Origin of the sequence: Acinetobacter sp. D009, assembly GCF_038562025.1 — a bacterium.
GTDB classification, from domain to species: Bacteria; Pseudomonadota; Gammaproteobacteria; order Pseudomonadales; family Moraxellaceae; genus Acinetobacter; species Acinetobacter pittii.
In genome coordinates, this window is the sequence record NZ_CP151886.1 from 3,372,669 (window position 1) to 3,398,303 (window position 25,635).

Sequence of the window (25,635 nt, forward strand, 5' to 3'; positions counted from 1 at the left end):
TTTATCATAATCCTCCTTTTTTACTTTACAAGCTTGTAAATACAACCTATTGTTCTTTAATAATAAATATAATTTTATATAGTGAGAAAAATGAACATATATACCCACTACCAAATTGGCTTATTATCTTTCATCATTATTTGTCTTAACGGTTGTGCTAGCCACCCACGTCAATCCGTAGATTTACAGGAATATTTAAAAGGCTTTTTAGGAAAATCATCGGCGACCATTCAACAAGATATCAATCTACGTAGTCTTGGTTTTCAAGTCGCCAACTCTCCGCAAAAAACCGCCAATCAACTCATCTATACGATTTTGCGTCCTTTAAGCATTCCTATTCCGATGGTGAGTAATGTTGATATGAGAGGAAGCTCTATTCCTATCCAATCAGGAAATCTGAGCGGCAATTCTTATGATATTAATTTCAATTGCAAAGTGATTTTCCAGCTTAAAAATGACATTGCCGAGTCAATTCAATATGAGGGTAAAGCCTGCTAAGACATCAGCACAAAAAAACGCAGCTCAATGCTGCGTTTTTTTATAATAAGCTTTTAAGCAAGAGCAGCTACAACAGCCTCACCCATTTCAGCCGTACCTACTTTTGTCATACCTTCAGACATAATATCTGCTGTACGCAAACCTTGATCAAGCACTTGACCTACTGCATCTTCAATTGCTTTTGCAGCAGCTTCTTCACGGAATGTGTAGCGAAGCATCATTGCAACTGAAAGAATAGTTGCTAATGGGTTTGCCACATTTTGACCCGCGATATCAGGTGCAGAACCATGGCAAGGCTCATACATACCTTTGCCATTTTCATCTAACGAAGCCGATGGCAACATGCCGATTGAACCTGTAAGCATTGCTGCTTCATCAGATAAGATGTCGCCAAACAAGTTACCCGTTACGATCACGTCAAACTGTTTCGGTGCACGTACAAGTTGCATTGCAGCGTTATCAACATACATATGTGAAAGCTGAATATTTGAATAATTTGCTTGCTGTAAATCAGTAACTGTTTGCTTCCAAAGCTCTGTAACTTCCAAAACGTTAGCTTTATCTACAGAACAAACCTTTCCACCACGTAAGCCTGCAAGTTCAAAAGCTACTTTTGCAATACGCTTAATTTCGCTTTCAGAGTAAACGTCAGTGTTGTACCCTTGCTTTTCACCGTTTTCGAGTTCACGGATACCACGTGGCTGACCGAAATAGATACCGCCAGTTAATTCACGAACAATTAAAATATCTAAGCCAGCAACAATTTCAGGCTTCAAACTAGAAGCATCTGCTAATTGCGGATATAAAATCGCTGGGCGCAAGTTAGCAAACAAGTTAAGTTCACTACGAATTTTTAAAAGACCACGTTCAGGGCGAATAGAGCGCTCAATAGTGTCCCATTTTGGTCCGCCTACCGCACCTAATAAAATTGCATCAGCTTTTTTTGCTTGTTCACTTGTTACTGCTGGGTACGGTTCACCATGCGCATCAATTGCCGCGCCGCCTAATAAGCCATGTTCCCAAGTTAACGATAAATTAAATTTTTCATTTACTGTATTTAATACTTTTTCTGCTGCCCCAACAATTTCAGGACCAATACCATCACCAGCTAAAATTAAAATCTGTTTAGACATGAACTTTTTCCATTTTCCAAAGACAAGCAGTGCTACAACTACCGCGGTGTTAGTTTTTTCTGCTCAAGGAATTCACCTAGTCCTGTTGTAACATCAAATGGTCGACAAAAACGGCGAATGACATGCCCATCTTGTTCTAAATCGACACATAATGGATCTGGTACAGAAACATTCAGCAAACTACCCGAACGGTTAGATTTGTCTCGGTACATTTTAAATGTATAGCGATGGTTAGCATTAAACTGGTGAATCACATGAAATGTTTCTGCACGATCCGGAGAGATCGGATAGAAACGAATCACCACTTCATATTGTTTAGCAGGCACTGATAAATATAAGCTGTTAGTTTGGCTAAGCACTGAACCTTGTAATCTCACAATCCCTTGATGAATTGCCTGATTACTAATTCTTCGTGTTTGCGCATCCACTACAGTAATATCATTTAGTCGTTCAAATTCACAACTCTTCGCGCCCGAACAATATATTGCTGCATTCTGCCCCAAATTTTCTTGTTCAGCCTGCTTAATGCGGACAGTATCCACTACATTGTAAGTGCTTTGACAAGCACTGAGTGTTATTGCGCACAGGCTCAACAAAAAGCTATGAGTAACGTTCCTCTTCATTGTTCAAGCCCAATCCTCATCTAGTGCATAATTCTAAGGTGTTTTTATGCTTTAGCATGTTAGCAAGAGTTTGAACGCTACGCCATGGCTATGTTTAAAATGTACCGAAAGGTTAATTCAACTCTTGGAATACCCAAGGACGAACTTGTTTAGTTTTTTCTTCATAAGCGCGAATTGCGTCCGCATTTTGAAGAGTTAAACCAATATCATCCAATCCATTTAACAAGCAGTGCTTACGAAATGGATCAACTTCAAATTTAAACGCTTCACCTGTTGGCGTACGTACTTCTTGAGCTGCTAAATCAATTGTTAATTGATATCCCTCATTAGCAGCACATTCTTTAAATAACTGCTCAACTGTTTCTTCTGGCAAAATGACAGGTAACATGCCATTTTTGAAACAGTTATTAAAGAAAATATCAGCAAAGCTTGGTGCAATAACAGTACGGAATCCATATTCATTTAATGCCCAAGGTGCATGCTCACGACTTGAACCACAACCAAAGTTAGTACGAGCAATTAAAACAGTTGCTCCTTGATAACGAGGCTGGTTTAAAACGAAATCCGGATTTTTTGGACGTACTAAATTGTCTTGTCCTGGATAACCTTCATCTAAATAACGAAGCTCATCAAATAAATTGTCGCCAAAACCAGTGCGCTTAATCGACTTTAAAAACTGTTTTGGAATAATTAAATCTGTATCAACATTGGCACGATCTAATGGTGCAACGATACCTTGTTCAACTGTATAAGCTTTCATGGTTTGCTCCAGACCGAATTAAAATGAACGAACATCAACAAAGTGACCAGCGATTGCAGCCGCTGCCGCCATTGCCGGGCTCACCAAGTGAGTACGACCACCATTGCCTTGACGGCCTTCAAAGTTACGATTAGATGTCGATGCACAGTGTTCACCTGGTTGTAACTTATCTGCATTCATTGCTAAACACATTGAACAACCCGGCTCACGCCATTCAAAGCCAGCTTCCAAGAAGATTTTATCTAAGCCTTCTTTTTCAGCCTGTTGCTTAACTAAACCAGAACCCGGAACAATCATAGCTTGCTTAATGGTGGATGCCACTTTACGGCCCTTAACCACCTCAGCCGCAGCACGGATGTCTTCAATACGAGAGTTCGTACAAGAACCAATAAAGACACGATCAAGCTGAATATCAGCTAATGCCTGACCTGCATTTAAACCCATATATTGATAAGCACGTGTCCAGTCATTGCGTTGTACGTCATCTTTCGCTTGCTCTAAAGTTGGTACAGCTTCAGTGACTGGAATAACCATCTCAGGTGAAGTTCCCCAAGATACTTGTGGTTCGATCTCTGCGCCATTTAACTCAACTACAGCATCAAACACAGCATCTTCGTCTGAATGCAATGTGTTCCAGTAAGCAACTGCTTGTTCCCATTGCTCGCCTTTTGGTGCGTAGCTACGACCTTTTACGTATTCAATGGTTTTGTCATCAACTGCAACCATACCGACACGAGCACCTGCTTCAATCGCCATGTTACATACCGTCATACGACCTTCAATCGACATATCACGGAAAACTTGGCCACCGAATTCGATTGCATAGCCCGTACCGCCAGCAGTACCAATTTTAGCAATGATTGCCAACACAACATCTTTTGGTGTTACGCCTTTACCTAATACGCCATCTACACGAACTAACATGTTTTTAGATTTTTTCTGAATCAAGCATTGTGTTGCTAACACATGTTCAACTTCAGATGTTCCAATACCATGCGCCAAGCAACCGAAAGCACCATGAGTCGCTGTATGTGAGTCACCACATACCACCGTCATGCCCGGCAAAGTTAAGCCCTGTTCAGGTCCAACTACATGCACAATCCCCTGACGAATATCATTAATACTAAATTCAACAATATTAAAGGCTTTACAGTTGTCATCTAAGGTTTGGACTTGAATACGAGATGTATCATCTTCAATACCAGCGATGCCTTGGTCACGTTCCTTTTTAGACGTTGGAACATTGTGGTCCGGTGTAGCAACGTTTGCACTTAAACGCCATGGTTGACGATCCGCAAGTTGCAATCCTTCAAATGCTTGTGGACTTGTCACTTCATGCAATAAATGACGGTCAATGTATAGTAAACATGAGCCATCATCACGCTGTGAAACAACGTGGTCATCCCACAATTTGTCATATAAAGTTTTGCCTGCCATGTCGTCTTGCTCCATTGGACTGGGTAATTCTGATCTTTCTTCGATTATAGCCAGAGTTTCACATAAATCTAATTTATCATTTTTATAAATTAGAAAACTTTTTGGAATAAATTATAATTTCCATAAGGTACATCAAATTTAATAAATCGTTTTTGTTAATGATTATCATTTGCATAATCAATTTTTAATCTTATACTCTAATGCCTATACTAAAAATATCTAAAGTGGCTAAAGAGAATGATCATGGCTAATATCCAAAAATTCGTTATAAATAATCAACGTACCTTAAAGAAAACCTTAAGCTATTACATTATGCATATTACTGTCGCAATGCTAGTCGCATACTTTGTAACAGGTAATATCTGGATGGCTTTAACATTAAGTATGCTTGAGCCAACCGTACAAGCTTTTGCTTTTTTCTTCCATGAAAAAATTTGGGCTGCTAAAGATCGCCGCGTATCAGCCTTAGCTGAAAAAGAAACAACGGCTTAGGCTAAGATTAGTGCGGTAATTCACAACTTTCTCACTCGTTTTGCTGCAAGCATGATACGATTTTGGCTCGGCAACTTTAGCCCCTCGATTTTTCTATTCCAAGTTGAGTTGTATTATGAATCTTGCAGCCTTTGAAGCTTTTGTAAAAGTTATGGAAACAGGGTCTATCTCTGTGGCAGCAGATCAGTTATTTATTACTCAACCTGCTGTTACCAAAAGAATTCACAGCTTAGAAGAATATTTTGGCGTAAAACTATTTGAATCTGCAGGCCGAGGTGTTCAGGCAACTCATGCCGCACATTCATTACTTCCTAAAGTTAAAAACTGGTTAAATGAGCTGGGTGATATTCACCATACGCTGAGCCATGAACAAACTCAGGTACAAGGCCGCTTAAAAGTCGGTACGAGTCACCATATTGGTTTGCACCATTTACCCGCACCACTTAAGCATTTTGTTCAGCAATTCCCTCAAGTTACCTTAGATGTGCATTTTGTTGATTCAGAGCAAGCCCATGAACAAGTATTGGCTGGTGATTTAGAACTAGCATTTTTAACGCTTCCTCCTTCAGGAGATGAGCGTCTTAACTACATTACAATTTGGAATGATCCTTTAGTTTTTGTTGCTGCCCCTTTTCATCCGCTGGCACAAAAGAAGAATCTTACCTTACAAGATTTAATTGAATATCCAAGCTTATTACCCGCTGCACAAACTTATACTGCTCAAATCACTTTAGCTGAGTTTGAAAAACAAGGACTTAAACCAAAAATTACCATGAGCAATAACCCTCTTGAGTCTATTCGTATGTTGGTGTCGATTGGTTTAGGTTGGTCAGTTTTACCAAAAACTCTGTTGAATCAGGATATGCAGCAACTTGATTTAAATGTTGAGATGAATCGTCAATTAGGCATGGTCTGGCATCCTGCACGTACTCAATCTAGAGCCATGCAGGAGTTGATTAAAATGATGCAAGATGCATAAAAGGCTCTCATTTAAGCATCTAATTTAATTTATCCAAGCTTCAAGAGGCTTCTAATTTGTTGCACCATTTGGTTTTCATCAAGCATATGGTGTGGAATCGTCATCGTTAATAGCTGATCTGATCGAAAATGGCGGTCTACTTCAAGCATAACGTGAGTTTGATTAGGTTCAGCAACAAAAGATACCTCAACTTCATTAAATCCGCTAAACATATGTGAAGAGACAAATTCAAGCTCTTGGTAACAACCAATCGTTGATCTAAAATTTCGCGCAGTCAGCTGCCCTTTTTCTACATCTACTGTCGATAGAACGAAGCCACATCGCTGCATAGCCTGTAGAAACATTTGCATGGCTGGAGTTGGCAGAACCTTTAGATAATCACGATCAGTTGCATCTAGTCCCCAATCAACATCCATATGGGTTTGAATCCAAACACGTGCACCATTTCTTCGACAAGCAACCTCAGTAATTGGTGTCTCAAATGGTAGTTGAATACTAAAAGGGAAAGAATGTGCTTGATGTGCCGGCAAGAGGAATCGAGAGTTCACTAACCACTCTTGTAAAACTAAAGGTTGGTTAAACTCATGATCACCAGATTCGACTTCTGCCATCGTCACCAATTGCAAATAAAGACCATTAATCTCTTTATCAGATGATCCGCCTTTAAAGCTAATTTCTCCATGCAATGTGCTGCCTGCTTGCAAGCTTGGGTTCTGTAAAACAGTTTCTACTGTCACACCTTGAAGACCCAAACCAGACATAATTTTACTAAACATTTTTTCTCTAACCTTTCGAATTATTTCATGTCATCTGTAGCAGCATACTTATTATTAAAGTGCATCATCTCCAGCCAGCTGAATCTTACCATCTGCAACTTCATTCATAAATTGGTCATAGTCATTTAGATTACGTTCTGCATATTCTTCTGCATACGTTTGTAATACTTCTACTATCGTATTACCTTCGCCAAGATATCCCATAAGTACATCTGCATTTCCAGATTTAGCATGGGCATGAGCCAATGCTAAACCACAACTTTCGGCATACTCATAGAAATACTCATCATCCATGTCACTAAGATCAACCGAAATTTTCATATCACGTAACTGACGTACATGAAAATGTTGATTTGATATGGAAGAGAACCCAAGAAATATATCACTTGCAGCCTGCATGAGCTGCTGACCATGCACTACACGCTCACCTTCGTGATTTACCTTGTCTAAAAATAGCGGGCTGAGAATTGATGGATTCGCTTCTTTCATTTGTAAAATTAACGGTTCCCGATCTGCATCTTGAAATAATGCAATCGCTGATCGTGTACCAACACTTCCGACACCCACCACTTTCAAAGCTATATCTGTACGTTGATAACGATCAAAAAGCACTTGGCGATCGTATTTCAAAGAATTACGGTATTGTTGAAAGAATACATCAACATCTTTACCAAATGGCTCATTTGCACTTGGATGCCATAATAACGGCGCATCATCCACAAAATGACGAAATCCTATATCTTGATCTTGCTGCGTAAGCTTCGGCAAAACAGAGTACGCCGTTCTTTTCTGTGCTGAATCAAGATGCTTCTCGCGTTTCTTTCTTAGTTTTCGACACTCAGTATTTTCTAATAACGTACTGGCATCAACTTTTTCATACCAAACTTGGAGTGGTGAAAGTTCTGTAATTTCTAATAAGTGCTGACGATAACTATTCAGCATTATTTTAATTGCTTTTAACCCGACTTTCTCTGCAAGATTAATATCACGCGCCGCAATCACAAAACTGGTTGCTAAACGCTTTACATCCCATTCAAACGGGGCAACTAAAGTTTCGTCAAAATCATTAATTCCAAATAACAGATTACGTTCTGGACTTGCAAAACCGCCAAAATTACTTAAATGACAATCCCCACAAATCTGTTGAAATAAGCCTGAATTTACCGGCTCCCACGCTTGATCAAATAGCATCAAAGAAGGCATGCCACGATAAAATGTAAATGGAGAAACACTCATCCGTTTTGCACGAATCGGTTTGAGTTTTTCTAAACGACCTTGGTTACTCCAATCATAGATCGTTAAGGCAGTTGTACCTTTTGGTCGTTCAGAAAGCTTTGATAGCTGTTCACGTGGCACTTTTTTACGTTGAGCCTTACCTAATTTGAAACCTTCGCTTTTATTAAGTAATTTCCCCTGATAACTATGACGTGTTACATCAATACTTTCATCATTCCAAAGTTGTTTTGGTAATTTAATTTGTGCTGTTTTTGACATTATTTCCTCATTTTTAAATTAAAATTTTTTATATTCTGAAATCTTTACCAAGATAAAATTTATTTTATTAATCATAACAATATCTTTTTTTAGCTAAGATTTATAAGAGATATTAAAAAATGATTTTAAATATAGTTAAGAGTTGGAAGACCTCAAAACTTTTCAAAATGTTCTTCCAACTCTACATTCTTAAATCGACCAGTCCTGAATATCCCAGTTATGTTCTTGAGCCAGTTTTTCAAGGCGATCATCAGGGTTTACTGCAATTGCATGCGTTGCATATTCAAGTAAAAAACGGTCATTAATTGAATCGGAATAGGCCCAAGACTCAGACACGCTACGACCTTCCAACCAACCATCTAGACGTGCAAGTTTGCCTTTTTGATAACACGCTAAACCAGCAACTTTACCTGTATATTTTCCATCAGCCACTTCAGCATTGGTTGCTAAAATTTCGGTAATCCCAAATTCACGAAAAATCGGTGCAGTAATAAAATCACTTGTTGCCGTAATACCCACAATAGTATGGCCTAAATCTTGATGTTTTTTGATTGCATCAAAACCTTTTGGACGCATTTGCGGACGAATGACTTTTTGCATGAACAATTGGTGAAGCTCAGTTAAGTAGTCATTGTCATGCTGCGTTAAAAATCCGAAAACAAATTCATTATAAGCATATGGATCAAGTTGGCCTGCTTTGTAATCTTCATAAAATTTATCATTCATCTGACGATGATGAACCGGATCAACCAAACCTTCATTGACTAAAAATTCACCCCAAGAATGGTCTGAATCGGTATTTAACAAGGTATGGTCTAAATCAAACAACGCCAGTTTCATGAAAATTCTCGTTTAAACTGAAATTTAAGAAAAAAAATGTAAATCTATCTCCGCTAGTCGATAGAAATTCGTTAAGATCGTAGCAATTTAAACATTTTACTTTGATCTTTTCGAGCTGGACATAAAAAAGTGTTTGTCCCCGCGATTAAAGTCAACGATATAGACAATATTTAGGTAGCCAAATGATCGATTCAGAAGGTTTCCGACCGAATGTCGGGATCATTTTGGCAAACGATGATGGACAGGTTTTATGGGCAAAGCGCATTGGTCACAATGCTTGGCAATTTCCACAAGGAGGCATCCAGTTTGGAGAAACCCCTGAACAGGCACTTTTTCGAGAACTGAGAGAAGAAATCGGCTTATTGCCCGAACATGTCCAGATTATTGCGCAAACCAAAGGATGGCTGCGTTATCGTTTGCCACATCGGTACATTCGGTCAGACTCTGACCCCGTATGTATCGGACAGAAACAAAAATGGTTTTTACTGAAGTTAACTGCGCCTGCAAAAAATATTCAGTTAAACCTCTCCGACCCGCCCGAATTCGATGAATGGCAGTGGGTTAGCTATTGGTATCCTCTTGGACAAGTGGTGAACTTCAAGCGTGATGTTTATCGTAAAGCCATGGTGGAGTTGTGTACACAGTTGCCGATGCAACAATTACCCTAAAAATCATTTATCTAGCAAATGATTTTTATTAAAAGTGCTGTTATAAATACATTCATAGTCTAAAAAAATACTGGAGTATACATCCATGTCAAACATGCAACTCGACACTCTACGGCGCATTGTCCAAGAGGTTAATGCGTCCGTCAGTTTGCATGAATCATTAGACATCATGGTTAATCAGGTTGCTGAGGCCATGAAAGTGGATGTTTGTTCTATTTATTTACTCGATGAACGCAATCAGCGTTATGTATTAATGGCCTCTAAAGGCTTAAATCCAGAATCTGTAGGTCATGTTTCTTTGCAACTCGGTGAAGGCTTGGTTGGTCTGGTCGGGCAACGTGAAGAAATCGTTAACCTTGACAATGCGCCAAAACATGAGCGTTTCTTGTATTTACCTGAAACAGGCGAAGAAATTTATAACTCTTTCCTCGGCGTACCAGTCATGTATCGTCGTAAGGTTATGGGCGTTTTGGTTGTCCAAAATAAACTTCCTCAAGATTTTAGTGAAGCTGCCGAGTCCTTTTTAGTTACGCTGTGTGCTCAGCTTTCTGGCGTTATTGCTCATGCTCATGCAGTAGGTAATATTGACGTATTCCGTAAACCAAGTAATGGCCCTGCTTATAAAACCTTTCAAGGCGCTTCAGGTGCAGGCGGTGTTGCTTTAGGTCGCGCTATTATTTTATATCCGCCTGCCGATTTGGGTTCTGTGCCTGATCGTGAAGCAGAAGATATTAGCGATGAACTTCGAATTTTAGATCAAGCCATTTCATCAGTTCGTTCAGAGATTCGTTCTCTGGATGAAAAAATGCATGATTCACTCATGGCCGAAGAGCGCGCTTTATTTAGTGTTTTCTTAAGAATGCTAGATGAAAATGCATTACCAGCAGAAATTAAAGAACTTATCCGTGATGGACATTGGGCACAAGGTGCAGTACGCCGTGTCATTGAAAAACACACTGCCCTTTTTGCACAAATGGAAGACGACTATCTTCGTGAGCGAGTTTCTGATCTTAAAGATTTAGGGCGACGTATTTTAGCTTCTTTGCAAGAAGAAGACTCTAGCCATCGTGACCTGAGTCCAGACAGTATTTTAATTGGTGAAGAAATTAGTACTGCTGCTCTCGTTGAGTTGCCAGTAGACAATATTGCAGCGATTGTGACATCCGAAGGTGCAGCCAACTCACATATGGTGATTGTTGCTCGTGCATTAGGTATTCCAACCGTAGTTGGTGTAACTGAACTGCCAGTGAACACACTTGATGATGCAGAAATGATTGTGGATGCCTATCAAGGCCGTGTTTTTGTAAACCCTCCACGTCGTTTACGTCAACGCTATAAAGAAATTCAGAAAGAAGATGAACAAATCGCAAAAGATCTCAAACAATACGAGACCAAAGAAGCGATTACTCCAGATGGTGTGTCTGTTCAACTTTATGTAAATACGGGCCTCATGATTGACGTAGTACGCGGAGTACAACGTGGCGCTCAAGGCGTAGGTCTATACCGAAGTGAAATTCCATTCATGTTACGGGAACGTTTCCCGGGTGAAGAAGAACAACGCGCAATCTACCGTCAACAGTTGAGCCATTTCGCCAACAAACCTGTGGTGATGCGAACTCTGGATATTGGTGCCGATAAAGACTTGCCGTATTTCAGTATTGAAGAAGAAAACTCGGCATTAGGCTGGCGTGGCATTCGTTTCACGCTTGATCATCCCGAGATTTTTTCTTCGCAAATTCGCGCCATGCTCAAAGCCAGTATTGGTTTAAATAATTTGCATATTTTATTGCCAATGGTCACTACAGTCAGTGAAGTAGAAGAAGTACTTTATTTACTTGAGCGTGACTGGATTGCAGTGCAAGAAGAAGAGCAAGTTAAAATTACCAAACCAAAAATTGGGATTATGGTTGAGGTGCCGAGCGTACTGCTACAAATTGATGAGTTTGCCGAACTCGTCGATTTCTTCTCGGTCGGTTCAAATGACTTAACCCAGTATTTACTTGCAGTTGACCGTAATAATCCACATGTGGCAAACGTTTACTCACACTTTCACCCATCCATTCTACGTGCGCTAACCCGCTTAGTTAAAGAATGTCATGAATACAAAAAACCTATCAGTATTTGTGGTGAGATGGCAGGTGATCCATTATCAGCAATTCTGCTCATGGCGATGGGCTTCAATACCCTTTCGATGAGTTCGAGTAACATTTTGCGAGTAAGAAAAGCAATTTGTCATGTCCCTATGACAGATGCACAAAAATTGCTGGATGATGTCATGAAAATGAATAATCCACTCATAGTGAAAAGTTGGCTTGAGTACTATTTTAAAACTCACGGTTTAGCTGATATGGTGAAATCGAATCGAATCGTAAATGTTTAATATATAAACAATAAAGGAGAGCAATGCTCTCCTTTATTCATTTGAGATCACGTCTACTACAACTAAATATAAAAAATTTCATCTCACTATTGCCGCCATCATAATCTTTTAAATAAACATACAATCGGTTTTTTAAATCAATATTGACAGTTTAATCCATTTGAAAAATAAGACTCCTACTCCTAGTATATTTACAGAGCGTTATTAAAAGATCTTACGTTGTTCCAACAATTGAAGAGGTAATTCTATGCATCGTTATTTACAAGTTTCATCTTATTTTTCCTCTTGTTTTTTAACCTTCATGCAGTAAATTGGAGGAATAACAACTAAACGAATCTGATGCATTATTAAATAAAAAATAATGGGCCGACATCTCAGTGAAAAGACTTTTAAACGGTTTCTCTCACCATTTGTTCTCTCATTTCTTTATTTAGTAAACATGAGTTTTTAAACCAGAAGTCCAGGAAAATGAGCCCTAACATTTTACGAAGAGCTCAATAATTATTACCCAGAGAGAATATAACCATGTCAGACGAATCAAAATGCCCTTTTTCAGGCCATAAATCAAAACCAGAGGTAACGGTCGGTGGTGGCACGCCTAGTTTACACTGGTGGCCAAAACAACTACGCGTCGACCTACTCAACCAACATTCAGAACGCTCTAATCCACTCGGTAAAGAATTTAATTACCGTCAAGAATTTAAAAAACTCGACTACTACACCCTCAAAGCTGATATCAAAAATGTATTAACCGATTCTCAAGATTGGTGGCCAGCCGATTGGGGAAATTATACAGGCTTATTTATTCGATTAGCATGGCATGCTGCCGGTACATATCGCATGGGCGATGGTCGTGGTGGTGCTGGTCGCGGTCAGCAACGTTTTGCACCATTAAATAGTTGGCCTGACAATGCAAGCTTAGATAAAGCGCGCCGCTTATTATGGCCAGTTAAACAAAAATACGGTCAAAAAATATCGTGGGCAGATTTATTTATTCTTGCTGGAAACATCGCACTTGAATCTTCGGGTTTCCGCACCTTCGGTTTTGGTGCAGGTCGTGAAGATGTTTGGGAACCAGACAATGATGTAAACTGGGGTGATGAAAAAGAATGGTTAGCTCATCGCAACTCTGAAGCATTGGAAGGCAGCAATCTAGCTGCAACCGAAATGGGTCTAATTTATGTAAACCCTGAAGGCCCACAAGCCAGCGGTGACCCTAAATCAGCTGCACCATTTATTCGCGCGACTTTCGGCAATATGGCAATGGATGATGAAGAAATTGTTGCCTTAATCGCAGGCGGTCATACTTTAGGTAAAACTCACGGCGCTGCCTCTGCTGACCATGTTCAGGCTGATCCTGAGGGAGCTTCAATTGAACAAATGGGCTTTGGCTGGTCAAACAGTTTTGGCACTGGTGTTGGTAAAGATGCGATCACTTCAGGTTTAGAAGTGATTTGGTCACAAACACCAACACAATGGAGCAACTACTTCTTTGAAAACCTATTCAAATACGAGTGGGTACAAGAGCGTTCACCTGCTGGTGCAATTCAATGGGTAGCAGCAGATGCTGAGGCAATCATTCCAGATCCATTCGACCCATCAGTTAAACGTAAGCCAACAATGCTTACTACAGATTTGACCTTACGTTTTGATCCTGAGTTTGAAAAGATCTCTCGTCGTTTCCTTAACGATCCACAAGCATTTGCCAATGCTTTTGCTCGCGCTTGGTTCAAATTAACTCACCGTGATATGGGGCCAAAAGCACGTTATTTAGGTCCTGAAGTTCCGGCTGAAGATTTAATCTGGCAAGACCCATTACCTGCTGCCAGCGCTATACCATCTGCTGCTAGCATAGATGATGCAAAAGCAAAAATTGTTGCATTGGGACTATCTGCTGGCGAGCTAGTTTCCCTTGGTTGGGCTTCGGCATCAACTTTCCGTGGTGGAGACAAGCGTGGCGGTGCAAATGGTGCACGTATTGCTTTATCGCCACAACGTGAATGGGACGTAAATAAAAAAGCAGTTGAGACTTTAAGCAAAATTGAAGAACTCAAAGCATCTACTCAATTATCATTAGCTGATTTAATCGTGCTTGCAGGTAACGTTGGTGTAGAGCAAGCTGCTCAAGCGGCAGGTTTCAATATTAGCGTTCCATTTGCTCCTGGTCGTGTTGATGCAATACAAAGTCAAACTGATGTCGAATCTTTCCAATTACTTCTCGGCCTTGCTGATGGTTTTAGAAACTGGAAAAAAGAGGGTGTCAGCGCAACAACTGAGGCATTATTGATTGATAAAGCACAACAACTGACTTTGACTGCACCAGAGTTAACTGCATTGATTGGTGGCTTACGTGTACTGGGCACCAACTGGGATGGCTCACAATACGGTGTATTTACTCAGCAAGTTGGTGTACTCAGCACAGACTTCTTTACGAACTTACTCGACATGTCTACTGCATGGGCACCTGTTGACTCAACAAGCGAAGTCTTTGAAGGTAAAGACCGTAAAACAGGCGCAGTAAAATTTACCGCAACACGTAATGATTTAGTCTTCGGTTCAAACTCAATCTTACGTGCATTAGCCGAAGTTTATGCTCAGGCAGATGGTAAAGAAAAATTTGTTCAAGACTTTGTTGCTGCATGGACTAAAGTCATGAATCTTGACCGTTTTGACTTAGCTTAATTTAAGTCAAAATAATAAAAAGCTAGTTCAATTTGAACTGGCTTTTTTAATATCAAGCATCGTTTTTTAAACAGTCAGTTTGTGCCCTTCCCGAATACAATAAAAAGGATTTGCAAGCTTTGACGAAGCTTTAATTGCCTGTGCTAGAGCATGCTCTGGATCTTCTCGGTCTTCATCAGTCAACTGGAAAGTCCGATAATGAATCGCAATAGAACGATGAGCCTGTAAATCGAAGTGCGCATGTAGCGCATCTTGCGGGTTCATATGAACATAGCTCATCAGTTCACGTGGCTCATACGCACCTATTGGAAGCAAGGCAACTCGCGGTGCGCCATAACGGGCATGTATTTGCTTAAAATGACCCGCATAACCGGTATCACCCGCAAAGAAACAATGACCTGTTTTAGCCACAACCGAAAAGCCGCCCCAAAGTGCCTTATTCTGGTCGCGCAAACCACGACCTGAACCATGCTGTGCAGGTGTATAGATTATTCTTAATTCGTGATAGGGAATTTCTTGCCACCAATTCATCTCAATGACATGAAACTCTTTAGGTAGATAAAAACCATTCCCGAGTCCAGTGTAAATTGGCATTGCGAATTTTTTATGTAGCCATTCAAGCGTCGCCAAGTCCATATGGTCATAATGATTATGGCTGAGCAAAACTCCATGAATCGTCGGTAATTGTTCTAGTGCAAAACCTGCCGGGCATACACGGCGTGGGCCACGCCCTTGTGAAGGACTTGCATAATCACACCACACTGGGTCGGTAATAAAGTTATAAGGACCAATCTGAACCAATACTGTTGCATGCCCAACAAACCAGACTTGCCAATCATCCAGATCTGCCTGAGGTCGATTTTGCGGCAAAGCTACAGCCGTATTTACACGGGTTTCATATTCATTTTGAATATCCACTTTCCATGTAAAAGACTCACGCGTAACCAACCAACGCAATAACTCTTTTGAGCCACGAGCAGGTGATTTAGGTTGTTGATTATAAAAACGTGTATCCGTTTCATGCCCAGACTCGGGATGACAAAAAGGAGGTTTTATCCATGTATGCGTCCAACAGGACTGAGTCGGCAATTGATATGTTAATGTCGGCTTGTCTTTCATGGGCTTTTCTATGTTTTAGCATCAGCAGAATGGATGTGATCAGGTTTCTATCTTAACGATTAAAACAAATTAAGCTATGGCACTTACACTTATTTATCATATAAATATCCATTATATCGTGGTCATAGCTAACCTAAGTTAAATTAGAGTGCCATAAAAAACACTTAGATGTGTTGAGTTTATGCGTCAGTAATTACCATTCTTACTAAGATTTCTTGTATAACATAACAATTAGAAGATGCCGAAAGCCGCCATAGAACCTGTCTATTTCATCTTTGTCGCCTATAATTTTTACGTTAGGATTCTTTTGTGCAATGAAAACAATATATTTAGTAACGATTAGATTTGAGTAGATGTTAGCGACCTATAGGTTATAAATTTATTTTATTATTCTAGTTTTTGCATAATATGAGAATTTCTTAAATGAATATTTAAATCCTTTAGAAAATTCTTTGATTAATTATAAATAATGTATTTATTATTTAATTATTAATATATTTTATGAATTATTTGAGCTTATATTCCCATATTAAATCTTTAATGAAAATTAAAATTCCATTTATTTTATAAATACCTAAATCACCTTCACGCTATATCTATTTATGCTTTATACTTCACTTAAATCATAGTAAGACATTTTTTGGATTAGTCTTATGGAACTACGCCATCTCCGATATTTCATTACCGTTGCTGAAGAATTAAATTTTAGTAAAGCCGCTCTTAAACTTTTTACCGCACAGCCCTCTCTTAGCCAACAAATTAAAGATTTAGAAGAAGACGTTGGTGTACGACTTTTAAACCGCACAAAACGCAAAGTTGAGTTAACAGAAGAAGGCGAAGTATTTTTAGAACATGCTCGACTCACTCTCGCTCAGGCTGAAAAAGCGGTCGCTATGGCACGACAAGTTTCTAAGGCTAAACAGCAATTGTTACGTATCGGTTTCGTTCCCATCGCAGAAATGAAAATTTTCCCTTATGTACTTCCTAATCTGCGACTACAACACCCAGACCTCACCATTGAATTATCTAATTTAAACAATACTGAACAGCTTAAAGCCTTAAAAAAAGGAGAGCTGGACATTACGTTTACTCGTGAAAATACAGATAGTGATGAAATACAAAGCCAATTTGTTTTAACAGAACCCCTGATTTTCTTACTTCCTAAAAATCACCCACTTGCTCAATATGATCGAATCCCAGTCCATGCTTTACAAGGTATTGACTTTATTATCCCAGCAGCCGAACAATCACAAACCTTACATAACACCATTTTAGATTTCGCTAAAACTCATAACATTGAACTGAATATTGTTCAAAGAGCAGACAGTATACTATTCAATATTAACTCTCTTGGTTCTGGATTAGGCTGTACAATTTTACCTGCCTACGTTGCGCCTTTAGGCATCAAAAACACGATAGTTCGTCCACTTGATGTCGACTTACCAACACTTGATTTATTCGTAAATTACCGTAAAAACTCGCAGTCTTTAGGCGTTCAAAAATTCATTGACCAACTCACTAAAGTATTTCATTTAGATAAAAACTTAAACCACGCTTAATTATTACGAATAATTTTATTATTAAGCGCATGATTAATAAGATCATCTTTATAAAAAAGTATAAATAAATATTCTTTTTATTTATTTTATACTTTTTATAAACAGTTTAATCCACAGTAATGTCCTATTTTACCTAACAGGTAAAATTAAATATATCATGAATATAAATGAAAAGAATTGAAATAAAATCTATATAAAACCATATATTATTTTCACCATTTAATAAAAAATAATATATTTAACGTGTAATAAAGGAGACTAGGAAAATGGTTGGCGTATTTCAACATCTAGGACGTAGTGTACAAAACCGCCCACATTTCTTTATTGCTTTATTCATAGGTATTGTCACAGCCGGTATTTTGACATGGTTAACGTCATGGAAATGGTCAACTATTTTATTATTCAGCTGGAATGCTTCCGTTAGCATATATTTACTACATGTTTGGCAACTCATGAAAAGTGCCGACCATTCACAAATGCAACAGCAAGCTAAAAAACAAGATGAAAGCAAATGGGTCATTATGCTGATTGTTTTATTAGCATTAATCATGTGTTTGGTTGCTATTCTAATTCAACTGTCACAACTCCCTTCCGGCAGTTCTGCAAAGTTAGGTCATGTGGCTTTAGCTTTACTCACCATTGTGTCTGCATGGCTTTTTATGCATACCGTTTTTGCTCTACATTATGCCCATGATTTTTATATGGCTTTATCTAGAAATGAGGAAAATGGAGGGCTAGATTTCCCTGGTACAAAACAGCCAACTTATCCTGATTTTCTATATTTTAGTTATATTATTGGTACTTCTGCTCAAACTGCGGATGTGTCAATTACCACCAAGCACATGCGTCTTTTAAACTTATTTCACGCTGTGTTGTCTTTTGGATTTAATACCACCATTTTAGCGATTTGTATTAACGTTGCTGCTGGCTTTCTTACCAATTAAAACCTCTATTTGAAAAAAAAAGCCACCCTTTTGGGTGACTTTTAAGAATATTAAGTTTACAGCAATTGCCCCATAGTACTTTGTTTTAAGCCTTCACGCTGTTTGATCGTTTCAACATAACGGGTAATAGCAGGATGTGATTCAATCGCATTCATTTTTAACTGCCATAAAAGCATTGCTCCAACACTTACATCTGCTGCGGTAAATTGCTCACCACATACATACGGATTCGCTTCACTCAATCCCTGAACTAAAGCTTGATAAGCATCGTTGTAATCGCCATAGCCAACAAACATTTTTTGCTCAGGTGATACTTCTATTCCTAAAGCTTTATCAACACCCGCAGCTTCCCAAGGACCCGCCATCACAAATAACCAACGATAGTACAAACCACGTTTCGGATCATTCAAGGCTGGTGCCAAACCTTTATCACTAAACTTATCAGCCAAATAAGCACAGATTGCACCCAACTCATAAATCACGACATCGCCATCTACCAATACCGGTACTTTTCCAAAAGGATTAAGTTTTAGATATTCAGGCGATTTCATCTCGGTCTTATATGCGACTTCAATTCGTTCACATTCAACACCCAACTCGACCAAAAGCCAGTCAATAACGACACCACGTGACTCTTTGTTAGTATAAAGTTTAAGGCTCATTCTTATTGCTCCTTGTTTATCGTAGTTCCTAGTTTACAAATAACTTTTGTCAGTTTTTGTCAGTAGTCCTTTGCATTTCTTGTTTCCACCATCTTTGAAACAGATGTTTTTTAAATTCAGGATATATTTCCTCACTCATTTGCAAGTCATGGATACGATCTATCCGAAAATGGCGAAATGCCTGCCGTAATTCACACCAAGCAGCAAGTACAACTTTGTCATGTAAATACCCTAAAGCAAAAGGCCAAAGTGAACGTTCACTTAACCGTTTTTGTTCATCGCAATAATCGACTTTTATTTTTACTTGTTTACGAATCGCTAAACGCACTTGTTCTACTAAAGCTTCATCAACCGGATGCCAGTAATGTGTAACGCCTAGCGTCATGTCATCGATCAAATATTTCCGGTGCTCAGGTAGAACTGCATAAAGTTTAGAATAGATTGAAACGGCTGCCGATTTCATTGCCTGATCTGGAACGTCTTTCAACCACTCTAAAGCTAAAAATAGAGCTTCGGCTTCATTCTCATTAAAAGTAACCGGTGGTAATAAGATGTCTTCTTTAAGCTGAAAACCTAAGCCTGCTGAGGCATCAATTCTTACACCTTGCTCACGTAAGCTATCAATATCTCGATAGACACTTCGAACACTAATGTTTAGGCTCTCAGCCAAGACTTGTGCTGTGATTGGGTAACGGGCTTCACGGAGCTGTTGTAAAAGATTTAATAGACGAATTGAACGGCTCATTTTTCTCTTCTTATTGTTTTGTTATTCAGCTTAAAGCAAGAGGGAACGTATTCCCTCTTTAATACTATTTCAATTTAAGCGACATCTACAGTAGATAACTGAGCATACCCTCTCAAAAAGCTGTGAAGCTCTTGTACATCTTTAGCAATCGTTAAAGGTTGAAACTTTTGCAGAACTTCAACCGAATGTACGCCATAGCCTACTCCGATACGCGGCATCCCTAAACGCTGTGCCATCTCAAGATCATAGCTGCTGTCACCAATCATAACCGCTTGCTCAACATTCACACCAGTTACAGTCAATATTTCTTGCAGCATGAGCGGATCTGGTTTTGAACGTGTTTCGTTGGCTGCCCGAGTCACATCAAAAAGATGGGTACTTTGTGTTTTTGCGATTACACGGTCTAACCCACGGCGATTTTTACCCGTCGCAACTGCAAGTTTTAAACCTTGGGCTTTTAAATCATGGAGTAGTTCAGAAATACCCTCAAACCATGCATCACTAGTCGAGTTCGCGATATAGTGATCACCATATGCCTTTAAGATCGAGTCATGCAATTCTGGCGCTTCTGGAAATAAGGTCTGCATCACCTCAGGCAAGCCTAAACCGATAATACTTTTTGCGGCTTCATCGCTTAGAGGCAGTTCATGTTGCTCTGCTGCATGTTGTAAGCTGGCAACAATCTGGCCAACAGAGTTATATAAAGTTCCATCCCAGTCAAAAATAACTAATTCGGTTTTTAGACTCATTTTGCTACTCTCAAAGCCTTTAATAACTGGGTCATGTCTTCTGGTAACGGCGCTTCAATCGGTGGATAACCCGGAATATCTAAACGCATCGCGTGTAAACATAAACGTCGTGCCTGCGGACCTGCGTACTCAGTGGTGTGTCCATATTTATCATCACCCAACAACGGATGTCCAATACTTAAGCCATGGACACGAATTTGATGAGTACGGCCTGATAACGGCGATGCATGAACTAAAGTCGCATTTTTAAAACGCTCTGCAACCACCCATTCCGTTTTACTCGGTTTACCTTCTTTAGACACACGCACACGACGCTCGCCATTGGCTAACTCATAACGAAATAAAGGAGCATCAATGAGTTGTTTGTCGAGACTCACCTGACCTTTTACAATTGCCGCATAAGTCTTACGAATTTTGTGCTCACGCAACATATCTTGTAGCAGCTTTAAAGTACTACGTTTCTTGCTAATCATGACCAGACCAGAGGTGTCACGGTCAATGCGGTGAATTAGTTCTAAATATTTTTTACCTGTCGCGGCGCGTAAAGCCTCAATCAAACCATACGCCACACCACTACCACCATGTACAGCAATACCTGATGGTTTATTGATGACTAACAGGCCTTCATCTTCATAAACCACACGGCTGAGTAGACTCTGTGCTACACTATCACTCACAGGAGCAGCGGTTTCATCCTTTTGTTCATAGCGAATAGGTGCAACACGAATCTGATCTCCAATCTCTAATTTGGTCTCAGCTTTAATACGTTTTTTGTTTACTCGAACCTGACCTTCACGAATCAAACGATAAATACGACTCTTAGGTACACCCTTTAAACGCGAAAACAGGAAATTATCAATTCGCTGTCCTGCTTGATGTTCATCCACCTCAAACCAAGTGACACTTTGCCATTGCTGTGTAGAATTCATACTAATATTTAAACCTGAAATTTTGCTAAATTTGATTAATAAATGACCGATTAGCTTAGTTTTTTCACAAGAAATCTAAGCTTAGCCCATAGGCAGATGCTGCAAGGTTTGATATAGTCAGCGCACGGATACCGCCGTAAGTGAACATCTAATAGGGAATTTCCCTGATTGAAACCTCAATCAAAATGATGCTTTCATCACCAGCTCGGATTGGTCCTAAAGAATTATGCCGACGCCGAAGGCTTATTATATCGGCAAAATGACAAACTGTTGCGTTTAATTCAGTTTGTTCAAAAAAATATGTTACCAACTCTAGTTGGTTATGGAACGTAAACTGATACACATCAGACAAATCGCTCCTTAATGTTGCCTTCAGGCTAAAGCGTTGATGCATTGGAACTGCCGAAAGCACCGATACGATGAGCATTCCGTATCAAACTTCCAAAAAGAAGTCACTTCGCGCCCAATGACAGTGAAAGTCATTAACCAATGCACCGCTCACCCGCCAGTGAAGCACTAAGGAAGTCCGATTTAAAGGTTGAAGCAGTATTGCCTACATCACAGACGAGAATCGAAGCTAAGGCTAAATGTAGCCGGTAACAGATGACTCAGACCACAAATATTTTGAGATCTGGGAAATGATCCGTCATGTTCGATGTTCGTTCAGAACCTTTAAGTTTGTGCGATATGTTTGTGTGGGTCACTATTAGGTGTCACACCCATGAAACGTATGTTGATTAATGCAACTCACGCAGAAGAAGTCCGCGTTGCACTTATCACTGGTAATCGTCTTTACGATTTTGATTTAGAGAATCGTACCCGAGAACAGAAAAAATCCAATATCTATAAAGGCCATGTAACCCGCGTAGAACCATCTTTAGAAGCTGTTTTTGTTGAATACGGCGCAGGCCGTCAAGGCTTCTTGTCTATGCGCGAAATTGCTAACAGTTATTTCCAAGCAGACCCACGACAAACTTCAAACATTCGTGAACTTATCACTGAAGGTACTGAATTACTTGTTCAAGTCGAAAAAGAAGAACGTGGCAATAAAGGTGCAGCCCTTTCTACCTTTATTTCACTTGCAGGACGTTATTTGGTTCTTATGCCAAACAACCCGAAAGGCGGCGGTATTAGTCGTCAAATTTCAGGTTCTGTACGTGAAGAATTAAAAGAAATTCTAGCTTCTTTAAATTTACCACGTGGTATGAGCGTTATTGTACGTACCGCTGGTATTGGCCGTACCCAAGAAGAATTACAGTTAGACTTACAGCATTTGCTTGACCTTTGGGCTCAAATCCAAGGCACAGCAAGCTCTGGTCCTTCTCCAATGCTGGTTCATCAAGAAGCAGGTGTTGTTACTCGCGCTATCCGCGATTATTTACGTGATGATGTTGCAGAAATTTTAATTGATAGCGAACAGGCTTATAACGAAGCTTATAACTTTGTTAAAGCAGTGATGCCTCGTCAATTAGACAAACTTAAAACTTATACTTTAAACGAGCCATTATTTGCTCATTTTGGTATTGAAAGTCAAATTCAAACTGCTTATGAACGTGAAGTAAAACTTCCTTCTGGCGGTTCAATTGTGATTGACCAGACTGAAGCTTTAGTTTCAATCGATATTAACTCTGCGAAATCGACTCGTGGACATGACGTTGAAGAAACTGCGCTGAATACTAACTTAGAAGCAGCAGAAGAAATTGCTCGCCAACTTCGTCTTCGTGACATTGGTGGTTTAGTTGTAATCGACTTCATCGATATGACTAAAGAGCGCAACCAACGTATGGTTGAAGCAAAACTTCGTGAAGCAACACAAAGCGATCGCGCACGTATTCAGTTTGGACAACTTTCTCGTTTTGGCTTAATGGAAATGAGCCGTCAACGCTTACGTCCATCTCTTGAAGAAGCAACAGGTTATGTGTGCCCACGCTGTCATGGTACAGGCATGGTTCGTGACTTACGCTCACTTTCGCTTTCAATTATGCGTAAAGTAGAAGAGATCGCGCTTCGTGAACGTCATGGTGAAGTACAAGTAGAAGTGCCTGTTGAAATTGCAGCATTCTTGCTCAATGAAAAACGTCATAGTCTTGTCTATTTAGAACAAACTTCTAGTGTTCGTGTGACTGTTTTACCTCACCCGCACTTAGAAACCCCTCACTACGAAATTCAGTACAATCCAGATGGGTTTGCACCATCTAGCTATGAACGTACTGAAGCAACTCGTTCAAGTGAAAAAGAGTTAGGTTATGAATCTTCTGAATGGCATTTAGAAGAAACCGATCATGGCCATACTAATGTTGCTCCTGCTGCCAATAACGCAGCCAACCAAAAGAAAACAAATCAAGCGGCTCAACCTGCTGCTCAGGCAAGCGCTCAAAAAGCAGCAAGCCCTTGTGCATGGTTAGAAAACCTTTTTGTTCAAAAACAAGCTCAAACAGTTGATCAATCTCGCTCAGCACAAAATGCTGCTGCTGCAATTGAACAAATGGTGAATACTGGCGCTGTTAGCCGTGGGCAGTTTGGACAAGTCGTAGCACCAGCTGTTGCTGAAGTTACTTCTACTCCATCTAACAATGCTTATATTTCTCAATCTCCTGTTAAGCAGGAAGCACGTGAGAATGTTGAAAAAGACGATAAAGTACAACAGCAGCGTCCAAACAACAAAAAACGTAAGCACAAAGAGCAACGTGAACAACATCAGCACCACCACAATCAAGAACCACAGCAACAACAGGTTCATGAAGAGGTTGTACAGTTATCACGCCAAGAGCAGCGTGAATTAAAACGTCAACAAAAGCGTCAACAGCAAGACCAGCCGCATGCGCAACATCAAAATGATGGCCAACAAGCTGAACATGCTGTACCACGTCGTGACCGTAATAATCAACAACGTCCAAACCGCCCGAATCGCCACCGCGATCCAAGCGTATTAAATGAAAATCAAAATACACCAGCAGCAGTTGTTGATGAAAAACAAATTAAGGTTGATTTGATTGATGCTCCACAGCATGAAGTCATGAATACAGCCTTAGTCATCAATGTTGATCAAGCACAAAGCGAAATTATTGCTTTAACGCCTGAGCAACCTGTTGAACGCACTGAAAAAGCACCTGTTGTTGAAGCTACTCAAGAATCAGCTCCAGCACCAGTTGTGGCAGTGGAAGAGGCGGTAACTGCTGAAGCAGAAGCTCCTCAACCAAAGGCTGAGAAAACTCAACCGCAAGTTCAACGTGCAAGTAATGATCCTCGTATGCGTCGCCGTGAACAACGCAATGCAAAACGTGCTAAAGCTGCTGCACCATCAATTGCCCCATCGCAAATTCCAACGTTGGCGCAATATACAATTGGTAGCTTGATCCGTCATGTTTACGGTGAAGACTGCACAGTATTGATTGAGCAGTTTGGTTTAGTTCCAACATTCAATCGTGCATTGCAGAAATTTGCAGAGCAATACGCAAGTACTCTAGTGACTGAAGTCGCAGCTGAAGCTGAAGACAAAAAGCCTGTTACTCGTGATGCCGAGCTTCCAAGCAATAAACCTTCACAAGAAGCAGAACCTGCGCCAGTACTTCCGTTGACGCCACCAAAAGAAGCGACACCACGTGTTGCTAATGATCCGCGTGAACGCCGTCGTTTAGCGAAACTTGCAGCTGAACAAGCTTTTGAGCAAGTTAAACAACAACATTCTGCACCAGAAGAAGCTGCCCCTGTAGCTGAGACTGTGGAAGAAGCCGTTGTTGCTCCTACTGCTGAAACACAAGCACCTGTTGAATCAAAACAACAACCGCTTGAGCTTGATCAGGAAACTGAAGTAACAGCTAATGTAGAAGAGACACCTGAGACAACTGTAGTAGAAGCTCCAGTTGCAAAACAGCCAAAAGCAGCTGCAAAAGCCAAAGCAGCTACAGAACAAGCTGTAGAGCCAACTGAAGCTTCTGCCGAGAGTGAATCAGAAGATTCTAAAGCTGATAAGGACAAACCAAGTCGTCCTCGTCGCCCTCGCGGCCGTCCACCAAAGAAAGCAAATCCTGTAGCTGAGTAAATCATTTGCTCAATTGCAGCTAATTTAAACAAACCTAGTCATTTCGATGACTAGGTTTTTTTTGTTATTTTTAACCAATTAGGTTGATTGCACTAGAAGAAAAGTTTTAAAAGCATGGTGAACC

The 25,635-nt window shown here is 39.9% G+C and carries 21 protein-coding genes; 9 read left to right on the top strand and 12 right to left on the bottom strand.

All coding sequences use genetic code 11. The annotated features are described in order from the left end of the window. Positions 1–90: 90 nt before the first annotated feature. A complete protein-coding gene (locus AAC388_RS16100; protein ID WP_342370923.1) occupies positions 91–498 on the top strand; it encodes a hypothetical protein in 408 nt (135 codons plus the stop codon). Positions 499–551: 53 nt separating this feature from the next. Here the strand turns inward: AAC388_RS16100 and leuB are convergent, their stop codons facing one another. The 4 genes from leuB to leuC all read right to left on the bottom strand — a co-directional run bounded on the left by leuB (position 552) and on the right by leuC (position 4,451). After that, complete coding sequence (leuB, locus tag AAC388_RS16105) at positions 552–1,631, bottom strand: 3-isopropylmalate dehydrogenase (protein WP_002114882.1); 1,080 nt, start codon at positions 1,629–1,631, stop codon at positions 552–554. A 38-nt stretch (positions 1,632–1,669) separates the two neighbouring features. Next, positions 1,670–2,254 carry a hypothetical protein gene (locus tag AAC388_RS16110; protein WP_005066026.1) on the bottom strand — a complete coding sequence of 195 codons (585 nt, stop codon included), beginning with the start codon at positions 2,252–2,254 and terminating at the stop codon, positions 1,670–1,672. 112 nt (positions 2,255–2,366) lie between these two features. After that, positions 2,367–3,014 carry a 3-isopropylmalate dehydratase small subunit gene (gene leuD / locus AAC388_RS16115; RefSeq protein ID WP_342370924.1) on the bottom strand — a complete coding sequence of 216 codons (648 nt, stop codon included), beginning with the start codon at positions 3,012–3,014 and terminating at the stop codon, positions 2,367–2,369. An 18-nt stretch (positions 3,015–3,032) separates the two neighbouring features. Then, positions 3,033–4,451 carry a 3-isopropylmalate dehydratase large subunit gene (gene leuC / locus AAC388_RS16120; protein ID WP_068530555.1) on the bottom strand — a complete coding sequence of 473 codons (1,419 nt, stop codon included), beginning with the start codon at positions 4,449–4,451 and terminating at the stop codon, positions 3,033–3,035. Positions 4,452–4,688: 237 nt separating this feature from the next. Here leuC and AAC388_RS16125 point away from each other — a divergent pair, with 237 nt between their 5' ends. Continuing rightward, complete coding sequence (locus tag AAC388_RS16125) at positions 4,689–4,943, top strand: DUF2061 domain-containing protein (RefSeq protein WP_342370925.1); 255 nt, start codon at positions 4,689–4,691, stop codon at positions 4,941–4,943. 115 nt (positions 4,944–5,058) lie between these two features. Next, positions 5,059–5,922 carry a LysR family transcriptional regulator gene (locus AAC388_RS16130; RefSeq protein WP_005066023.1) on the top strand — a complete coding sequence of 288 codons (864 nt, stop codon included), beginning with the start codon at positions 5,059–5,061 and terminating at the stop codon, positions 5,920–5,922. Positions 5,923–5,951: 29 nt separating this feature from the next. On the opposite strand, the gene AAC388_RS16135 is transcribed toward AAC388_RS16130, so the two are convergent. The 3 genes from AAC388_RS16135 to AAC388_RS16145 all read right to left on the bottom strand — a co-directional run bounded on the left by AAC388_RS16135 (position 5,952) and on the right by AAC388_RS16145 (position 9,032). Beyond that, positions 5,952–6,698, bottom strand: coding sequence for a sporulation protein (locus tag AAC388_RS16135; RefSeq protein WP_002115100.1), 747 nt, complete (start codon positions 6,696–6,698; stop codon positions 5,952–5,954). A gap of 54 nt (positions 6,699–6,752) precedes the next feature. After that, a complete protein-coding gene (locus AAC388_RS16140; protein ID WP_342370926.1) occupies positions 6,753–8,192 on the bottom strand; it encodes a DUF2252 domain-containing protein in 1,440 nt (479 codons plus the stop codon). A gap of 189 nt (positions 8,193–8,381) precedes the next feature. After that, a complete protein-coding gene (locus AAC388_RS16145; protein WP_342370927.1) occupies positions 8,382–9,032 on the bottom strand; it encodes an HAD family hydrolase in 651 nt (216 codons plus the stop codon). A 182-nt stretch (positions 9,033–9,214) separates the two neighbouring features. Here AAC388_RS16145 and AAC388_RS16150 point away from each other — a divergent pair, with 182 nt between their 5' ends. From AAC388_RS16150 to katG, 3 genes are all read left to right on the top strand, one after another. After that, positions 9,215–9,700 carry an RNA pyrophosphohydrolase gene (locus AAC388_RS16150; protein WP_000567255.1) on the top strand — a complete coding sequence of 162 codons (486 nt, stop codon included), beginning with the start codon at positions 9,215–9,217 and terminating at the stop codon, positions 9,698–9,700. An 85-nt stretch (positions 9,701–9,785) separates the two neighbouring features. Then, complete coding sequence (gene ptsP, locus AAC388_RS16155; protein WP_005066019.1) at positions 9,786–12,080, top strand: phosphoenolpyruvate--protein phosphotransferase; 2,295 nt, start codon at positions 9,786–9,788, stop codon at positions 12,078–12,080. Positions 12,081–12,605: 525 nt separating this feature from the next. Then, on the top strand, positions 12,606–14,762 hold the full coding sequence (katG, locus tag AAC388_RS16160; RefSeq protein ID WP_342370928.1) for a catalase/peroxidase HPI: 2,157 nt from the start codon (positions 12,606–12,608) through the stop codon (positions 14,760–14,762). A 66-nt stretch (positions 14,763–14,828) separates the two neighbouring features. Here katG and AAC388_RS16165 read toward each other — a convergent pair whose 3' ends face one another. Continuing rightward, positions 14,829–15,881: an MBL fold metallo-hydrolase gene (locus tag AAC388_RS16165; RefSeq protein WP_014208279.1), complete on the bottom strand. Its 1,053-nt coding sequence runs from the start codon at positions 15,879–15,881 to the stop codon at positions 14,829–14,831. 653 nt (positions 15,882–16,534) lie between these two features. On the opposite strand from AAC388_RS16165, the gene hcaR reads away from it, so the two are divergent. Further along, complete coding sequence (gene hcaR / locus AAC388_RS16170) at positions 16,535–17,440, top strand: DNA-binding transcriptional regulator HcaR (protein WP_002115024.1); 906 nt, start codon at positions 16,535–16,537, stop codon at positions 17,438–17,440. Positions 17,441–17,706: 266 nt separating this feature from the next. Next, complete coding sequence (locus tag AAC388_RS16175; protein WP_342370929.1) at positions 17,707–18,384, top strand: DUF1345 domain-containing protein; 678 nt, start codon at positions 17,707–17,709, stop codon at positions 18,382–18,384. 56 nt (positions 18,385–18,440) lie between these two features. Here AAC388_RS16175 and AAC388_RS16180 read toward each other — a convergent pair whose 3' ends face one another. The 4 genes from AAC388_RS16180 to AAC388_RS16195 form a co-directional block, all read right to left on the bottom strand. Continuing rightward, a complete protein-coding gene (locus AAC388_RS16180) occupies positions 18,441–19,046 on the bottom strand; it encodes a glutathione S-transferase family protein (protein ID WP_005079230.1) in 606 nt (201 codons plus the stop codon). 49 nt (positions 19,047–19,095) lie between these two features. Then, a complete protein-coding gene (locus AAC388_RS16185; RefSeq protein WP_002114898.1) occupies positions 19,096–19,791 on the bottom strand; it encodes a YafY family protein in 696 nt (231 codons plus the stop codon). 74 nt (positions 19,792–19,865) lie between these two features. Then, on the bottom strand, positions 19,866–20,540 hold the full coding sequence (locus AAC388_RS16190; RefSeq protein WP_069141725.1) for an HAD-IA family hydrolase: 675 nt from the start codon (positions 20,538–20,540) through the stop codon (positions 19,866–19,868). After that, positions 20,537–21,469 carry an RluA family pseudouridine synthase gene (locus tag AAC388_RS16195; protein WP_005066005.1) on the bottom strand — a complete coding sequence of 311 codons (933 nt, stop codon included), beginning with the start codon at positions 21,467–21,469 and terminating at the stop codon, positions 20,537–20,539. The genes AAC388_RS16190 and AAC388_RS16195 overlap by 4 nt, the downstream gene beginning before the upstream one ends. A 721-nt stretch (positions 21,470–22,190) precedes the next feature. Here AAC388_RS16195 and AAC388_RS16200 point away from each other — a divergent pair. Then, a complete protein-coding gene (locus AAC388_RS16200) occupies positions 22,191–25,511 on the top strand; it encodes an Rne/Rng family ribonuclease (protein WP_342370930.1) in 3,321 nt (1,106 codons plus the stop codon). Positions 25,512–25,635 lie beyond the last annotated feature (124 nt).

Excerpts from the sequence above, each read along its gene's own strand:
- AAC388_RS16100 (WP_342370923.1), top strand. The coding sequence starts at position 91 with ATGAACATATATACCCACTACCAAATTGGCTTATTATCTTTCATCATT.
- leuB (WP_002114882.1), bottom strand. The coding sequence starts at position 1,631 with ATGTCTAAACAGATTTTAATTTTAGCTGGTGATGGTATTGGTCCTGAA.
- AAC388_RS16110 (WP_005066026.1), bottom strand. The coding sequence starts at position 2,254 with ATGAAGAGGAACGTTACTCATAGCTTTTTGTTGAGCCTGTGCGCAATA.
- leuD (WP_342370924.1), bottom strand. The coding sequence starts at position 3,014 with ATGAAAGCTTATACAGTTGAACAAGGTATCGTTGCACCATTAGATCGT.
- leuC (WP_068530555.1), bottom strand. The coding sequence starts at position 4,451 with ATGGCAGGCAAAACTTTATATGACAAATTGTGGGATGACCACGTTGTT.
- AAC388_RS16125 (WP_342370925.1), top strand. The coding sequence starts at position 4,689 with ATGATCATGGCTAATATCCAAAAATTCGTTATAAATAATCAACGTACC.
- AAC388_RS16130 (WP_005066023.1), top strand. The coding sequence starts at position 5,059 with ATGAATCTTGCAGCCTTTGAAGCTTTTGTAAAAGTTATGGAAACAGGG.
- AAC388_RS16135 (WP_002115100.1), bottom strand. The coding sequence starts at position 6,698 with ATGTTTAGTAAAATTATGTCTGGTTTGGGTCTTCAAGGTGTGACAGTA.
- AAC388_RS16140 (WP_342370926.1), bottom strand. The coding sequence starts at position 8,192 with ATGTCAAAAACAGCACAAATTAAATTACCAAAACAACTTTGGAATGAT.
- AAC388_RS16145 (WP_342370927.1), bottom strand. The coding sequence starts at position 9,032 with ATGAAACTGGCGTTGTTTGATTTAGACCATACCTTGTTAAATACCGAT.
- AAC388_RS16150 (WP_000567255.1), top strand. The coding sequence starts at position 9,215 with ATGATCGATTCAGAAGGTTTCCGACCGAATGTCGGGATCATTTTGGCA.
- ptsP (WP_005066019.1), top strand. The coding sequence starts at position 9,786 with ATGTCAAACATGCAACTCGACACTCTACGGCGCATTGTCCAAGAGGTT.
- katG (WP_342370928.1), top strand. The coding sequence starts at position 12,606 with ATGTCAGACGAATCAAAATGCCCTTTTTCAGGCCATAAATCAAAACCA.
- AAC388_RS16165 (WP_014208279.1), bottom strand. The coding sequence starts at position 15,881 with ATGAAAGACAAGCCGACATTAACATATCAATTGCCGACTCAGTCCTGT.
- hcaR (WP_002115024.1), top strand. The coding sequence starts at position 16,535 with ATGGAACTACGCCATCTCCGATATTTCATTACCGTTGCTGAAGAATTA.
- AAC388_RS16175 (WP_342370929.1), top strand. The coding sequence starts at position 17,707 with ATGGTTGGCGTATTTCAACATCTAGGACGTAGTGTACAAAACCGCCCA.
- AAC388_RS16180 (WP_005079230.1), bottom strand. The coding sequence starts at position 19,046 with ATGAGCCTTAAACTTTATACTAACAAAGAGTCACGTGGTGTCGTTATT.
- AAC388_RS16185 (WP_002114898.1), bottom strand. The coding sequence starts at position 19,791 with ATGAGCCGTTCAATTCGTCTATTAAATCTTTTACAACAGCTCCGTGAA.
- AAC388_RS16190 (WP_069141725.1), bottom strand. The coding sequence starts at position 20,540 with ATGAGTCTAAAAACCGAATTAGTTATTTTTGACTGGGATGGAACTTTA.
- AAC388_RS16195 (WP_005066005.1), bottom strand. The coding sequence starts at position 21,469 with ATGAATTCTACACAGCAATGGCAAAGTGTCACTTGGTTTGAGGTGGAT.
- AAC388_RS16200 (WP_342370930.1), top strand. The coding sequence starts at position 22,191 with ATGAAACGTATGTTGATTAATGCAACTCACGCAGAAGAAGTCCGCGTT.